The 13,992-nt window shown below is 48.3% G+C and carries 15 protein-coding genes, 2 tRNA genes and 2 rRNA genes; 9 read left to right on the forward strand and 10 right to left on the reverse strand.

Annotated features, from left to right (window positions below):
- Window positions 1-47 precede the first annotated feature (47 nt).
- Complete coding sequence (locus tag PY479_RS06360; RefSeq protein ID WP_275483226.1) at window positions 48-974, reverse strand: DUF368 domain-containing protein; 927 nt, start codon at window positions 972-974, stop codon at window positions 48-50.
- 334 nt (window positions 975-1,308) lie between these two features.
- Between PY479_RS06360 and PY479_RS06365 the strand changes: the two genes are divergently transcribed.
- Window positions 1,309-2,880, forward strand: a complete 1,572-nt coding sequence (locus PY479_RS06365; protein WP_275483227.1) for a peptidase S10 — start codon at window positions 1,309-1,311, stop codon at window positions 2,878-2,880.
- 44 nt (window positions 2,881-2,924) lie between these two features.
- Here PY479_RS06365 and PY479_RS06370 read toward each other — a convergent pair whose 3' ends face one another.
- Both PY479_RS06370 and PY479_RS06375 read right to left on the reverse strand, forming a co-directional pair.
- Window positions 2,925-3,404 carry a DUF2127 domain-containing protein gene (locus PY479_RS06370; protein WP_212594132.1) on the reverse strand — a complete coding sequence of 160 codons (480 nt, stop codon included), beginning with the start codon at window positions 3,402-3,404 and terminating at the stop codon, window positions 2,925-2,927.
- Between the two features lie 184 nt (window positions 3,405-3,588).
- Window positions 3,589-4,059 carry a hypothetical protein gene (locus PY479_RS06375; RefSeq protein ID WP_212594133.1) on the reverse strand — a complete coding sequence of 157 codons (471 nt, stop codon included), beginning with the start codon at window positions 4,057-4,059 and terminating at the stop codon, window positions 3,589-3,591.
- 247 nt (window positions 4,060-4,306) lie between these two features.
- On the opposite strand from PY479_RS06375, the gene PY479_RS06380 reads away from it, so the two are divergent.
- The 3 genes from PY479_RS06380 to PY479_RS06390 all read left to right on the forward strand — a co-directional run bounded on the left by PY479_RS06380 (window position 4,307) and on the right by PY479_RS06390 (window position 6,479).
- The gene (locus tag PY479_RS06380; protein ID WP_275483228.1) at window positions 4,307-5,494 is read left to right on the forward strand and encodes a DUF418 domain-containing protein; all 1,188 of its coding nucleotides are present in this window, start codon (window positions 4,307-4,309) and stop codon (window positions 5,492-5,494) included.
- 3 nt (window positions 5,495-5,497) lie between these two features.
- Window positions 5,498-5,920: a DUF1294 domain-containing protein gene (locus tag PY479_RS06385; RefSeq protein WP_275483229.1), complete on the forward strand. Its 423-nt coding sequence runs from the start codon at window positions 5,498-5,500 to the stop codon at window positions 5,918-5,920.
- 79 nt (window positions 5,921-5,999) lie between these two features.
- Window positions 6,000-6,479: an FKBP-type peptidyl-prolyl cis-trans isomerase gene (locus PY479_RS06390; RefSeq protein ID WP_275483230.1), complete on the forward strand. Its 480-nt coding sequence runs from the start codon at window positions 6,000-6,002 to the stop codon at window positions 6,477-6,479.
- On the opposite strand, the gene PY479_RS06395 is transcribed toward PY479_RS06390, so the two are convergent.
- Window positions 6,480-7,262 carry an ROK family protein gene (locus tag PY479_RS06395; RefSeq protein ID WP_275483231.1) on the reverse strand — a complete coding sequence of 261 codons (783 nt, stop codon included), beginning with the start codon at window positions 7,260-7,262 and terminating at the stop codon, window positions 6,480-6,482. It lies immediately after the preceding gene.
- A 318-nt stretch (window positions 7,263-7,580) separates the two neighbouring features.
- Here PY479_RS06395 and PY479_RS06400 point away from each other — a divergent pair, with 318 nt between their 5' ends.
- The 4 genes from PY479_RS06400 (at window position 7,581) to lipA (ending at window position 11,444) form a co-directional block, all read left to right on the forward strand.
- Window positions 7,581-9,368: an aminopeptidase P family protein gene (locus tag PY479_RS06400; protein WP_275483232.1), complete on the forward strand. Its 1,788-nt coding sequence runs from the start codon at window positions 7,581-7,583 to the stop codon at window positions 9,366-9,368.
- A 110-nt stretch (window positions 9,369-9,478) separates the two neighbouring features.
- Window positions 9,479-9,745 (forward strand): DUF493 family protein YbeD, encoded by a 267-nt coding sequence (ybeD, locus tag PY479_RS06405; RefSeq protein ID WP_212594139.1) that lies wholly within the window; start codon window positions 9,479-9,481, stop codon window positions 9,743-9,745.
- Window positions 9,746-9,828: 83 nt separating this feature from the next.
- Window positions 9,829-10,482: a lipoyl(octanoyl) transferase LipB gene (gene lipB, locus PY479_RS06410; RefSeq protein WP_275483233.1), complete on the forward strand. Its 654-nt coding sequence runs from the start codon at window positions 9,829-9,831 to the stop codon at window positions 10,480-10,482.
- The gene (lipA, locus tag PY479_RS06415) at window positions 10,479-11,444 is read left to right on the forward strand and encodes a lipoyl synthase (protein ID WP_275483234.1); all 966 of its coding nucleotides are present in this window, start codon (window positions 10,479-10,481) and stop codon (window positions 11,442-11,444) included. Before lipB ends, lipA begins: the two co-directional genes overlap by 4 nt.
- A gap of 54 nt (window positions 11,445-11,498) precedes the next feature.
- Here lipA and rimI read toward each other — a convergent pair whose 3' ends face one another.
- A complete protein-coding gene (gene rimI, locus PY479_RS06420) occupies window positions 11,499-11,960 on the reverse strand; it encodes a ribosomal protein S18-alanine N-acetyltransferase (protein ID WP_275483235.1) in 462 nt (153 codons plus the stop codon).
- Window positions 11,960-12,295 (reverse strand): DNA polymerase III subunit psi, encoded by a 336-nt coding sequence (locus PY479_RS06425; RefSeq protein ID WP_212594143.1) that lies wholly within the window; start codon window positions 12,293-12,295, stop codon window positions 11,960-11,962. The genes rimI and PY479_RS06425 overlap by 1 nt, the downstream gene beginning before the upstream one ends.
- Before the next feature lie 178 nt (window positions 12,296-12,473).
- On the opposite strand from PY479_RS06425, the gene PY479_RS06430 reads away from it, so the two are divergent.
- On the forward strand, window positions 12,474-12,950 hold the full coding sequence (locus PY479_RS06430; RefSeq protein WP_212594144.1) for a Dps family protein: 477 nt from the start codon (window positions 12,474-12,476) through the stop codon (window positions 12,948-12,950).
- A gap of 107 nt (window positions 12,951-13,057) precedes the next feature.
- On the opposite strand, the gene PY479_RS06435 is transcribed toward PY479_RS06430, so the two are convergent.
- From PY479_RS06435 to PY479_RS06450, 4 genes are all read right to left on the reverse strand, one after another.
- Window positions 13,058-13,134: transfer RNA gene (locus tag PY479_RS06435), tRNA-Trp, on the reverse strand.
- A 301-nt stretch (window positions 13,135-13,435) separates the two neighbouring features.
- Window positions 13,436-13,551 (reverse strand): 5S ribosomal RNA (gene rrf, locus PY479_RS06440).
- Between the two features lie 62 nt (window positions 13,552-13,613).
- Window positions 13,614-13,689, reverse strand: a tRNA-Val gene (locus tag PY479_RS06445).
- Window positions 13,690-13,817: 128 nt separating this feature from the next.
- Window positions 13,818-13,992, reverse strand: a 23S ribosomal RNA gene (locus PY479_RS06450); the annotation flags it as partial.

The raw sequence follows: 13,992 nt of genomic DNA on the forward strand, positions 1-13,992 counted from the left end.
GCACAAAAAAAAGCTCCATCAGGAGCTTTTTTTATGAACAGCGTCATTCACACCTTACGCATGCGATTACCCATGTAATCCAAAGCGAGTACCAGCACAATGGCGGCAATGGCACAGACCACCGCAAACATCAGTTGGTGCGAATGCCCGGTCAACTGCTCGTAGGAGAATGGCGATAGATCCTGCTGTTGCCAGGGTACTTTTTCACCATGAGAATTGGTGCGCCAGCTCAATGTTTGCTTCCATGGCCAGATCTTACCTAATGTTCCCATCATCAAACCGGTAAGGAACACCAATGTGGCGTCACGAAAACGCTTGAGCAGCATCGATAACAGATGACTAAAGCAGAGAATGCCAATGATCGCACCAACAGCAAAACACGCGAGAATGTCTAGCTGCAGGTTTTTGGCGGCGCCCAACACTGCAGGATATAAACCTAACATCAACAGAATAAAACTGCCCGATATACCTGGCAGGATCATGGCACAGATAGCAATCGCCCCCCCAAAAAAGATGTTCAGATGGGAAGCATCAACTTGGCCGGGATTGGCGACCGTAATCCCCCAGGCGATTAAGGCACCCAGCGCAAACAACCCCAGACGTGACAGCGAAAATCCCCCCTGAACCTGTCGCAGCATATGGTAAACAGACACCAGGATCAGGCCGAAGAAAAACGACCACACCGGAATCGGATGATTCGCTAACAACCACGAAATGAGTTTGGCCAAGGTAAAAATGCTGGTAAGAATTCCAGCTAACAGACTTAACAGAAAGCCACCATTGATATGCTCAGTGACACCTTTTAAGCCTTGTTGCCGATAGATTGACCACAGTGAGGGATTAATACGGCGAATACTCTCCAGCAGATGATCATAAATACCGGTAATAAAAGCGATAGTGCCTCCCGAAACACCCGGCACCACATCGGCTGCGCCCATTGCCAGCCCTTTCAAATAGGTTAACAGATAGTTCACACTAAGTTCCTGAACGCTAAATTCTGCAGCGGATTATACGTAACTCTATGGGTAAAGCTAAGCAACGTTTTGTCGCCTTTAACTATTTCTGTTCATTATCAAATTGCAACAAGTCGTGTCATCAGCCAACCCCACCAAGCTGCTTAAAATGCCATAAAGGTAAATTAACTCACTGAATATTGGTAATTTATCTTAAATTATCCTTAATAGTTCTCGAATTATTGACAGTTCAGCCAGTTATCGAGCCAATCCAATGAGGGTTTAACCGGCTGAGGTTCTCTGCTAAAACGAAGACCCCTGTAAAAAATACCCCTCATCTCTAGCGGAGCAACCCATGCGTCAATTACCTCTGGCATCCCTGTTATGTGCCAGTTTACTGATGGCGGCGCCTTTATATTCTTATGAAGCGCTGGCAACTGAACACTCAGAACCAAGCCAAACCGCCCCCAAAGCCGAACAACCTCAAGATCAAGCGGTGACGACGGAACACCGTATCAAAGTGAACGGCGATACCCTTAAGTACACGGCAACGACCGGTAATATGATCATTAAGGATGATAAGAATCGCCCTTCTGCCAGTGTCTTTTACGTTGCCTACACCATGGAGTCTAAAAAGGACGAACCGCGTCCGGTGACCTTTGTCTTTAATGGTGGCCCTGGCTCCTCTTCACTGTGGCTGCACATGGGCTCCTTCGGCCCGGTCAGAGTACAAACGACCAATGCCGCACCAACGCCACCGGCGCCTTATAAGCTTCTAGATAACCAGTACACTTTGTTGGACAGCACCGACTTAGTGTTTATTGATGCATTTGATACCGGTCTGACTCGCGGCATCGCAACACCTGATGATAAAGAAAAAGGTGGTAAGGAAGAAAATCCAGCGAAGAAATTCTGGGGTGTTGACGAAGATGCAGACGGTTTTGCCCGCTTTATCACACGCTATGTGACCGTTAACAATCGCTGGAACTCACCTAAGTATCTGCTGGGAGAGTCATACGGTACTGTGCGTGCACCAGTCCTAGCGAACCATCTGCAACAATCGGGTATGGCCTTCAACGGCGTGATCTTGGTCTCCAGCATCCTTAACTATGGGGCTAAAGCGCCTGGTTTGGACCGTGATTATGTGGGTCTGCTGCCAACCTTTGCGGCGGTGGCTTATTTCCACGACAAACTGCCAAATAAACCGGCAGCGCTGGAGCCATTCCTGCTACAGGTAAGAGCATTTGCAGAAGGGGAATTTGCGCAGGCTCTCGCAGCTGGTCACAATCTTCCTGCGGCAGAACTCAATAAAGTGGTTGAACAACTGCATCAGTACACCGGATTGAGCACCGAATATCTGAAACACGCGAATATGCGAGTTGGCCAGGCTCAGTTCCGTAAAGAACTGCTGCGTGATGAAGAACGCACGATGGGCCGCTACGATGGTCGCTTTACTGGTATGGATAAAGATGCCATCGGTGAAACACCAGATACCGATCCCTCCGATACCGCACCATCTGCAGCGTTTATTGCTACTTTCAATGATTATCTGTCAAATCAGCTCAACTATCATCCAGATGATACCTACAAGGTATTCAGTTTTGATGCGTTCCACAGCTGGGACTGGCAACATGATTTAGGCCGTGGGCATAAGAGTCGTTCACCTTATGTGGTTGATGACCTGGGAAATGCGATCCGCACCAACCCAAGCTTGCAGGTATTCTCAGCTAACGGTTATTTTGATATGGCAACACCATTCCATTCCACTGAATACGATTTAGCTCATATGGAGCTGGATCCTTCGCTGGTGGGCAATGTGCATTTTGGCTACTACCCATCCGGCCATATGATCTATCTGAATCCAGAAGCGCTGAAATCGCTACATAAAGATTTAGAAGATTTTTATAAAAATACGCTGCACAAATAAGCTGTTATGAGTAAAAACGCCCTGAATTAGCAGGGCGTTTTTATTTATCGCTCACTATTTACCGCGTGTTCTTCAGCTGGTTTATAACGCACGAGCCAAATCATATAACCGACTATCGCCAGGTTAACGACTAAAGTCGCCACACTCAGCAGATTTCGGTGAACGACAACTTCATAAGCTTCAAAGGGCAAGTAAATGCCGCCACTGACCAGAGCAAACCACTCCGTCCAAACCAGGCTATGCCATAGTCCATAGGCTTCAACAAAACGGATACAGGAATAGAGTAAGGCACCCATGGCAATCAGTGTCAGATTGATATTACCGAGCGATTCTGCAGCATGCAGAAATATCCCCGGCAGATGACTGGCCGGATTCAGATGCAGGTGCGTTAACAACAATTCGCATGATTGCTTAAGGTTTTTACCTGCCAACGTGTGAATGCCAAATCCCACAATCAATGACAACACACCTTTTGAGGCTTCAAGCACTGCCACAGCTCTCAACCCTTTTTCTACTTTTGCCATTCTCACCCTCAATATGAAATAACAACCACTACAACCATTGTTCCATAAACACTTTCGCATTGGTTAAAAACGCTAGTGAACAACATAAATCAATTTACTTCGACTGGTTTCATCGATAGAAGTGCGGCAAATGATAACAAAAATCCTATTTGCCGCAGTAAATAACTTGGCGATAACCCTTTACTTATGGAAATACCGCGTAAGGCGCTGGAGGCTTTTGTTCCGGCGGTAAGTACGCAGGGGCTTCTTTGCCTGCGGGCCCCAGTTGCACCAGATAACGATAGATACTTCTTAAGTCAGCCTCATGCATATTATTCAAACCAAACCACGGCATGGGTGGCCGCGCTTTCAGCGTTTTGGCATAAACCACCCATTGTTCTTCCGTAAAGTGCCTTACCTGTAAACGCAAGTTTGTCGCATAGGTCGTCCCCCAGGGACCATGCCAACCAAAGGCCTCACCGGTAAGCCATTGGGCTTCTGGGGTCTGTCCGCCATTAATTGAATAGGCCGGAGTATGGCAATCATTGCAACCAGCGATCATCACCAGATATTTTCCGTGTTCCGCCGAAGCGGTATCTACTTCAGCGCCAACCGCTAGGTTACCCCCCATCAGCCCGACAAGTGCCAGTATCGGCACTCTAATTAGTGCTTTCAAATGTTCGCCTCCATATCCACGCAGATGTCCATAACCTGCACACCGGTACCTCGGGTATGCGTACCGGGTCAGAGATCACCTGAAAACCAGTTCTGAAGGTGAAATCACTGCTGAGCACCGTAGCATAAAAGCTAGACCAGAAATTTCAGTGATGCCAAAGTGGAGCCCCAAACATCTAAACACAGGAGCCATAAAAATTTCTGTTACTATCAGGGTGAAGCCTTTTACCACAGGGAACATACTGTAAATGCAACAGGATCGTCACCAAGCGCAACTTGTTGTCGCGACGCATTCCTCGCCGTCCTCACCTCATTGCCAGCAATTTTCCAGACAGCCCAACATTGACGCTGTAAGGGGCCTGGCAGTGTTGGGAATTTTCTATCTGAATATTTTTACCATGGGTATAAGCAGCTACGAGTATGTGGCTTCAGAGCCCGCTGCGACTGGCGATACGCTCGGTGAAATACTGTATTACATGTTGCTGCGAGATAGATTTATTTCGCTGTTTTCTTTGTTATTTGGAGTTGGACTTTATATTCAGTGGCACAATTTTAGTGCAGCCGGACTGAATGCGGGATCACGTGTGAAGTCGAGACTTTACTGGTTAATGGCATTTGGTATGGTTCACGGTGTATTGCTATGGCCCGGCGACATTTTGCTGAGTTATGGTGTTTGCGGCCTATTAGTTTGGCGATATCGCGGACTCAGCACAGCCGAATTACTGCAAAAAGCCCAACTCTTTATCGCGATTGGGTTATTGGTCATGCTGCTAATGGCATTAATCCCAATAGAGGCTGCGCCAATGGTGCGAGGCAGTCCCGCGTATATGCACGAGTACCAGCTTTGGACAGGAAGTTACGGTAGTCAGTTAGTACAACAGCTTCTCGTTGTCGGCGTCAGTCTGCTGGTGTTTCCGATGACCTATCTCTGGCTCATTAGTGGAATGATGTTACTGGGGATTTATTTGCTGCAACAAGGTTGGTTTAGCCACAGATTGTCTAATGTTCATCGCCTGTTGGGATGGTCATTGATTTTAGGGTTTATCGCTTACCAGTGCAGTACGGCTGACAGCTACATAATACAGAACATGGCGCTGGTTATCGTACTATTAGCGGCCATACCTATGGCATTATGGATGCTGCAATGGGTGGTGGGATATTGTGACAACCAGCCGCAGCGGCTTACAGCACTTCAGGCTGTCGGTAAGATACCGCTATCACTGTACATTTTGCAGTCAGTGGTTGGTGTTATGCTGTTTCGCCATGTCGCACCGCAACTATTGCTGACACTCAACTTTCTCGATTATCTGCTGTTAGCAAGCATTTGGAGCCTGATCCAGTTACTGTTAGCCAGTGCTTATCTGCGATACTTTAAGCAAGGACCATTGGAATGGTTATGGCGCAAACTTGCCTACAACGGCTTACAGGGAAGGTAACTCATGAAACCCAAAAGTTCATACTCATCACGCAACCGTGCTTATCGACCGCGAGGCTTTTGGCGTATGCCCTGGGCCTATAAAGTAACCTTGATATTTTCCCTGTATTTGGTGTTATCAGTAACCACCAAAGCGTTACCTTGGTGGTTTATGGTTTGGTATTTGCTACTCAGTCTGACCACCTACTGGCTGTACGCTAATGACAAACAGGCTGCCATTAATCACTTGCAACGCACCCCAGAATTTCAGTTACAAATTTTAGGGCTGATAGGTGGCTGGCCGGGCGCGTTATTGGCACAACATCAATTCCGGCACAAAACGATTAAACGTCGCTTCCGTCTGCTGTTCTGGTGCTGTGTAATCATCAACTTAGTGGCACTGATGGGAATTCACCAGTATCAGCACACAGCGATTGCTATCCATTAGCAATCGCTGTCAAGTCATTGCGCAAACTGCTAATATATTGGCTGATTTATAACAATGTGCAGATAATTCGGAAAGCGAAATGAAAACTATCATTGGGGTTGTACTGGCATCCGCCGTCGCAGTAGCCATGTACTTTTACCTGAACTCACTCACTAACCGAGGCATTGAACAAACCGTTGCAGAGGGAAATGCATTTCTGACGGCCAACAAAAGTAAACCTGGGATTATTACTACCACCTCAGGTTTGGAATATGAATATTTGAACCATGGCACAGGCACCGTTCATCCCACCGCCGAAGATACCGTTAAGGTTCATTATGAGGGGCGCCTATTAGATGGCACGGTGTTTGATAGTTCAGTTAAGCGCGGCGAGCCACTCAAGTTTCCATTGAATCGCGTGATTAAAGGTTGGACAGAGGGCGTACAACTGATGGTCGAAGGGGACAAGGTGCGTTTTTTCATCCCCAACAATCTTGCCTATGGTAATCGCTCTGCCGGACCTATTCCCCCGGGAGCAGCACTGATATTTGATATTGAATTGCTGAAAATCAATCCGTAATCAAGCGTTATTCAGATCAGAGAGCATGGCCATCAATCCCCGACACACCAGCGTTTCAGAGTCATCTACCCGACTGATTTGACACATGCCTGACATCGCTGGTGATACCATTTCGCGAATGTTGGCCACACACCCTTTATAATAATCTGCATTGGCAATGGTACTGCCTGCCAACCACAGATGCTGCGGATTAAACAAGTTGATCGCCCAAGCAATGCCCATTCCCAAATACGCCCCGGAACGATACAGTTCTACCGGGTTACGCAAACGTCGCTGACGGATAGACTCACCGCTGGCCATCTGCTCTAGCGTAAATTCACCCGATTCGGTCATCACCCAACAATTGCCAAGATCACCAGCCAAACCATTCGCCCCGGTAAAAACCTTACCGTGAATAGACAGTGCCAGTCCCATACCTTCGGAACACATCACCAATAGCTCACAGGCGTATTTATTGCTGGTCACAGCGTGCATAGCGGCCTGTACATCATTGCAGACGACTTCTAGTGTACCTTTGGTATGTAACTTTTGCAGATTTTGCCCGGCCAATCCCGGCAAATGTTTGCAAGAGACTAACGAGTGATCTCTGACCATGCCGGGGAATGCCAGCGCTAGTCGATAATCCTGCAGTTGGTAGTCACTCTCTAAATCGGCGATTTGCTGATTTAAGTCATCCAGCGAGAAGCCTTCTCCTGTAGGGATTTTATATTGCTCGGTACTGCCCGCCTCACTGAACAGAAACAGCGCGGTTTCCGAACCGACATCAATTGTTAACTCCGCCATGCAATCCCCCAGAAGCTATACCGCAGTGCGATAATCGTCGCAATAGTAGCACAGGCATCCATCATGCGGCACTGCCAATAACTTAACATATTGCTTTTACTGTAGTTCCAGTTGAATTATTGCACTCAATCAGCATCAATTCACCCATGACGTACAAATATCGCAGTTAAAATATCCGTTTTACATTCTGGCAGTCCTTTAGCTGCAAACGACTGCCCCTTGCGGAAAGGATTAGTGGCTTGCGATAATCAGCCACAGATGCATTCATATTGACTGGCTTGCAACGCGCCTGAATTGCAAGCTGCTAACGGAGTAACCATGTCTGATAACATTGCCACCCGTCTTACCGCTGTGCGTGGTGAGATGGCCAAGCTAAAGCTCGATGCCTTTATTCAACCACGTGCTGACGAGTATCTCGGTGAATACGTTCCCGCTCATAATGAACGGTTGTTGTGGTTAACGGGATTTACTGGCTCGGCGGGCATGGCCATAGTGATGAAAGACAGCGCGGCAGTGTTTGTTGACGGACGTTACGTCGTGCAAGTTCGTCAACAGGTGGACGCTAAGCTCTATCACTATGAAAGTCTGACTGATATGCCTCAATATCAATGGTTAGCCGCTCACCTGCCCAGCGGCAGCCGAGTTGGGGTCGATCCGCGTTGCCATACGCTGGCCTGGTTCAATGAGGCAATGGCCACCTTGGAGAAAGCCGGTATCGAGCTTATCGCCTTGGAAAACAATCCAGTGGATATTTGCTGGCACCCACGCCCGGCACCCACCAAAGATTTGGCTATTTTGTTCAGCGATGCGACTGCCGGTAAAACCAGCCTGCAAAAACGCAAGGAAATTGGCGAACTGGTGAAAAAGGCCGGAGCCGATGTCGCACTAATCACTGCGCTTGATTCTTTTTGCTGGCTGCTCAATATCCGCGGGCAGGATATCCCGCGCATTCCAGTCATCCTCGGGACCGCGCTGTTGCATGCCGATGGCACGATGATTCTCTTTACTGACCTGGATAAATTGCCACAAGGAATCGCTGCCCATGTCGGGACTGGCGTGAGTTTTAAAGCAGAAACAGAACTCAGTGATGCACTGATGGCACTCAATGGTAAAAAGCTATTGGCTGACCCCAACAGCGCCAATGCGGCCAGTCAGCTACAAGCCAAAGCCGCAGGTGCCAAGCTGATCGCCGGCAGTGATCCGGTTGCCATGCCCAAAGCCCGTAAAAACTCAGCAGAAATGCAGGGAATGATCGACAGCCATGTCCGTGATGGGGTGGCCGTTAGCCGTTTTCTGGCGTGGCTGGATAATGAAGTGGCCAATGACCGTCTTTACGATGAAGCCACACTGGCAGAAAAGCTGGAAGGTTTCCGCAAACAACATTCGCTCTACCGTGAACCTAGTTTCGACACCATTTCTGCTGCGGGTTCCAACGCGGCGATGTGCCATTACAACCATCTGAACGGTACGCCTAAGATGCTGGAAATGAACAGCATCTATCTGGTGGACTCTGGTGCGCAATATCTTGATGGCACTACCGATGTTACCCGCACCATTGCCATCGGCGCAGTAACCGACGAGCAGAAAAAACTGGTGACACTGGTACTTAAAGGCCATATCGCACTGGATCAGGCTCGCTTCCCGAAAGGCACCACCGGCCAGCAACTGGATATTCTGGCGCGCCAATATCTGTGGCAGCAGGGGTTTGATTATGACCACGGCACAGGTCACGGTGTCGGCCATTATCTGAGTGTGCATGAAGGCCCGCAACGTATCGGCAAAAATCACAACGCCGTTCCCTTGGAACCCGGAATGATCCTGTCCAATGAACCCGGTTATTATCGTGAAGGGGCCTTCGGCATTCGCTTGGAAAATTTGCTGACAGTAAAACCTTGTGCAGAACTCGCTGGGGCTGAACGGGAAATCTATTGCTTTGAAGCGCTGACATTAATTCCGATGGATAAGCGTTTGTTTGATAAAAAGCTGCTGACAGATGCCGAAATCGACTGGGTTAACCGTTATCACCAACGCGTTTACACCACGTTGTCACCAATGCTGTCTGGTGCGGAGCTGACGTGGCTACAGCAGGCAACATCAGCCCTGTAGCAACTATTGGCGGAGGAACAGATGTTCCTCCGTAGCTTATGTCATCCCTTGAATTCGGTTATACTTGCCGCCATATAAACTGCAGTAGCGTTGTTGAGAGAGTCATGCAGATGCTGAATACTGAATTTGATAAATATCTGGAATTTCCTACGTCATTTCCGTTTAAAGTGGTAGGAGATTACAGTGAAGCGCTGGCCGAGCAAGTGGTCATGGTCGTGCAGAAACATGCCCCCGGCGATTACACCACCTCATCCAAAACTTCCAGTAAAGGCAGTTACCTTTCCGTGACCATCAGAGTACAAGTCACCAGCAAAGAACATATAGAAACCTTGTACACTGAACTTGCCGCCATTGAAGGGGTTCGTCGGGTGTTATAACCCATCACAAAATGTGATCTAGATTACATTTTTGCCGACTCTGGGTATAATGGCCGGCAGATCCACAGGGAGAGATGTTGCCCTTGTCCGAGAAAACTTTACACGTGTTCCATCTGGGTAAGATGGATTATGAAACGGTATGGCACGCGATGCAGCACTATACCGATATCCGCGACGATAATAGCCCAGATGAGCTATGGTTGGTGGAACACCCACCTGTATTTACCCAAGGTCAGGCTGGCAAGGCCGAGCATATTTTGGCGCCGGGTGATATACCGGTAGTACAAGTTGACCGCGGTGGTCAGGTGACTTATCACGGCCCTGGACAGATGGTTGCCTATCCGCTGTTAAACGTGCGCCAACTGAAGATTGGTGTACGGCAGTTGGTCACCGACATTGAGCAATCGGTTGTAGGCGTAATGGCACGTTTTCAGATAGAAGCTTATCCGAAAGCAGATGCCCCCGGGGTTTATGTCGATGGTAAAAAGATCGCATCTTTGGGATTGCGCATCCGCCGAGGCTGTTCCTTCCACGGCGTCGCGTTCAACGTCGATATGGACTTGGAGCCATTCCACCGCATCAACCCTTGTGGTTACGCCGGGCTGGAGATGACTCAGTGTAAAGATCTGGGTGGTCCCGCCACCGTCGAGGAAGCTGCTAAGCTCTTCAGTGAAATTTTCAGCCAGCGACTTGGCTATCAGCAATTACAGCATTACCAAGGATTACCAGAGTCATGAACAGGCCAGAAAGATTACAACCCGGCGTAAAATTGCGTGACGCCGATAAAGTTGCCCGCATTCCCGTAAAGGTGGTCCCGTCTGAACGCGACACTATGCTGCGCAAACCCGACTGGTTGCGTGTAAAGCTGCCGTCGTCCAATCAACGTATCCTGGATATCAAACAGGCACTGCGCAGCCATGGCCTGCATTCCGTCTGTGAAGAAGCCTCCTGCCCCAACTTGGCAGAATGCTTTAATCATGGTACAGCGACCTTTATGATCTTGGGTGCCATCTGCACTCGTCGCTGTCCTTTTTGCGATGTCGCCCATGGTCGTCCGCTCAAACCCGATCCGGAAGAGCCATTACAATTGGCGCGCACCATTCGTGATATGAAGCTCAAGTACGTGGTGATCACTTCAGTGGACCGCGACGACTTGCGTGATGGCGGCGCACAGCACTTTGCTGACTGTATCCGTGAGATCCGTAAACTCAATCCACATATCAAAATAGAAATTCTGGTACCTGACTTCCGCGGGCGTATTGAACAGGCATTGGATATTCTGGCAACGGAGCCACCAGATGTGTTCAACCACAATCTGGAAACCGCCCCGGCGCATTATCGTAAAGCGCGCCCTGGCGCAAACTATCAGTGGTCGTTAAATCTGCTGCAGCAGTTCAAACAGCGCCACCCAGAAATCCCGACCAAATCCGGTCTGATGATGGGACTTGGGGAAACCAATGAAGAGATCGTTCAGGTATTAAAAGATCTCCGTTCCCATGGGGTGAACATGCTGACTTTGGGGCAATATCTGCAACCATCCCGTTTCCATCTGCCGGTAGAGCGCTATGTCACGCCGCAGGAGTTTGATGAACTGCATGACATCGCGGTGGAATTAGGCTTTACCCACGCCGCCTGTGGGCCGCTGGTTCGCTCCAGCTATCATGCTGATTTGCAAGCACAGGGCAAAGAAGTTAAGTAACGCCTCTTAAATAAGAGAAAAGCCGCCATCTGGCGGCTTTTCTCTTTCGACAAATCATGCCTGAATATCACAATGCAGCTTTAACTCCATCAACATTGCGTCTTCTCGGCCTGCAGCTGTGTGGTAATAATTTCTACGATTGCCAGTTTCAATAAAACCAAGATGACGGTAGAGGCCTATGGCTGAGGCATTACTGACCCTGACTTCCAGCAGTAACACATCAATATGTTGGGCTTTTAACGACGCGATTGTTTGTTCCAGCAGCAGTTTGCCAAATCCCTTTCCTTGCTCACTGGGCTTCACACAAATATTCATCAATGTCGCTTCTTCAAACAGGCACTGCATAATACTGAAGCCTATTAGCTGTGCATTATCGTCAAACAATCCCAGTTGCTGGTAAAAACGGCCAAAGCAACTGGCAAGGGTTGCCTCGTCCCAAGGATAAGGATGTGCCTGCTGCTCGACTAACAGCATTTGCGATAATTGCGCTATCGAAAGCGGTAATACTTGAGCCATTATTGAATGTTATCCAGATGACGCCACAGCTGTTGCCACAAAACACGTTTGGCTTCGCTATCACTTTGTAGCGACGCTAATGCAGGAGTAGAGAGAGTCGCATTATGAGCCGTTGATTCACCAAAGGACCACAATACATTTGTGCCCGTAGCGACTTCGGCTACCACACGGCATTTTTCTGGTGCAATCCCCAGCAACGCTAACACCGTTGCAACGATGGGATGTTGCAGCAGCGATTGACCAGCATCTGCCAGCAAAAAAACTTCATCGGTGACATCGCTGCTCGCTCGTAAGTGCCACTCGGTCACACCCATGGCATAAAGAAATTTATTCATCAACAAACACCACACTGAATTGGTGAATAAGGATATCAAATTATCACTTTATAAGTCCTGTCCGCCTTAACAAACCATCAGTTTTTCAAGTCTATCGATTGCCGGTATCTATTTTATCAACTTTAAACAGGCCATCTGACGGCTATGATATGGAGGTATCGAGAATAGGAGGTTTATCATGAATACATCCGTCAATATTGGTATTAATCAGGCTGACCGCCTGGAAATTACCCAAGGGCTAAACAAGCTGCTGGCCGACACATACAGCCTCTACCTCAAGACTCACAGCTTTCATTGGAATGTTACCGGCCCCATGTTCAACACGCTACACCTGATGTTCGAAACGCAGTATACAGAACTCGCCACCGCTGTAGACATTATTGCCGAAAGGGTTCGGACTTTAGGCGAACGCGCGTTGGGTTCTTATAGTGGCTACGCGAACGTCACAAGCATCAAAGAAGACAATGGGGTAAACGATGCCATGCAGATGTTATTGGAGTTACTGGATGGGCAGGAAACCATTATTCGCAGCGCCAGAGCTCTATATCCGCTGGTGAATCAAGCAAATGACGAAGCGACCGCTGATCTGCTGACGCAACGTATTCAGTTGCACGAAAAAACCGCTTGGATGCTACGCAGTATGTTAGCCAGTTAAGGTTTCCGATATAAAAGACCACCGATAATCGGTCTTCGTACTGTTGAATGGGCTACTTCAGATGAACGAAAACGGCTCGCACATTACATGCAAGCCGTTGAAATTAGTGGCAGGGGTGACAGGACTCGAACCCGTAACCGTCGGTTTTGGAGACCGCTGTTCTACCAATTGGAACTACACCCCTACGGAACGACGGGCATTATGCTAAAACCCCGGTTAAAGGTAAAGGACTTTTTGTCACAACAAGCGCCGATTGCAGTTTTTTCAAACAGAGATTATCTATTTTACCCTTCTAACTAATGATCTTCAGCGAAACGTCTATTTATCTATGAATAGGTAAAAAACTGCACGCTTTTTATTAGCACTGAACCATGATGATAAGCCGCAATGATCATTTAAATCATGAGGTTGTCTTGAAAAATCTAGAATTATAACTGAAAAGCAAAAAGGCCACCGCTAAGGGTGGCCTTTTTGTTGTATTAGGCGTCTGGCGATGACCTACTCTCACATGGGGAGACCCCACACTACCATCGGCGCGATTGTGTTTCACTTCTGAGTTCGGAATGGGTTCAGGTGGGACCACAATGCTATTGTCACCAGACAAATTCTGTTGTTGTTTCCGCATATCTGCAAAAACAACCAATCCGGAAAGCTGTCAAATAATGGTGGTCGCTACTGGGTTCGAACCAGTGACCCCCTGCTTGTAAGGCAGGTGCTCTCCCAGCTGAGCTAAGCGACCTTATCTGTGAGTAGTTCGTTCTCTACTTCAACCAAGTATTCATATTCATTCAAGGTTAACGACCTCCAGGGATGGAGGAAGTGCTAGAAAACATCTGGAATGTTTTCAGTAAAACCCATCTGGGTTGTATGGTTAAGCCTCTCGAGTCATTAGTACAGGTTAGCTAAACGCCTCACAACGCTTACACACCCTGCCTATCTACGTCCTGGTCTCGAACGGCTCTTCTGTGGACTCAAGGTCCAAGGGAAGACTCATCTTGGGGCTCGCTTCACGCTTAGATGCTTTCAGCGTTTATCAATTCCG

It is taken from the genome of Shewanella sp. A32 (assembly GCF_029167175.1).
GTDB classification, from domain to species: domain Bacteria; phylum Pseudomonadota; class Gammaproteobacteria; order Enterobacterales; family Shewanellaceae; genus Shewanella; species Shewanella yunxiaonensis.

Bases quoted from the DNA above. Each gene is read 5' to 3' on its own strand.
- PY479_RS06425 (WP_212594143.1), bottom strand. From the start codon at position 12,295: ATGAATAAATTTCTTTATGCCATGGGTGTGACCGAGTGGCACTTACGA.
- PY479_RS06380 (WP_275483228.1), top strand. From the start codon at position 4,307: ATGCAACAGGATCGTCACCAAGCGCAACTTGTTGTCGCGACGCATTCC.
- lipA (WP_275483234.1), top strand. From the start codon at position 10,479: ATGAACAGGCCAGAAAGATTACAACCCGGCGTAAAATTGCGTGACGCC.
- rimI (WP_275483235.1), bottom strand. From the start codon at position 11,960: ATGGCTCAAGTATTACCGCTTTCGATAGCGCAATTATCGCAAATGCTG.
- PY479_RS06400 (WP_275483232.1), top strand. From the start codon at position 7,581: ATGTCTGATAACATTGCCACCCGTCTTACCGCTGTGCGTGGTGAGATG.
- PY479_RS06370 (WP_212594132.1), bottom strand. From the start codon at position 3,404: ATGGCAAAAGTAGAAAAAGGGTTGAGAGCTGTGGCAGTGCTTGAAGCC.
- PY479_RS06365 (WP_275483227.1), top strand. From the start codon at position 1,309: ATGCGTCAATTACCTCTGGCATCCCTGTTATGTGCCAGTTTACTGATG.
- PY479_RS06430 (WP_212594144.1), top strand. From the start codon at position 12,474: ATGAATACATCCGTCAATATTGGTATTAATCAGGCTGACCGCCTGGAA.
- ybeD (WP_212594139.1), top strand. From the start codon at position 9,479: ATGCTGAATACTGAATTTGATAAATATCTGGAATTTCCTACGTCATTT.
- PY479_RS06390 (WP_275483230.1), top strand. From the start codon at position 6,000: ATGAAAACTATCATTGGGGTTGTACTGGCATCCGCCGTCGCAGTAGCC.
- PY479_RS06395 (WP_275483231.1), bottom strand. From the start codon at position 7,262: ATGGCGGAGTTAACAATTGATGTCGGTTCGGAAACCGCGCTGTTTCTG.
- PY479_RS06385 (WP_275483229.1), top strand. From the start codon at position 5,498: ATGAAACCCAAAAGTTCATACTCATCACGCAACCGTGCTTATCGACCG.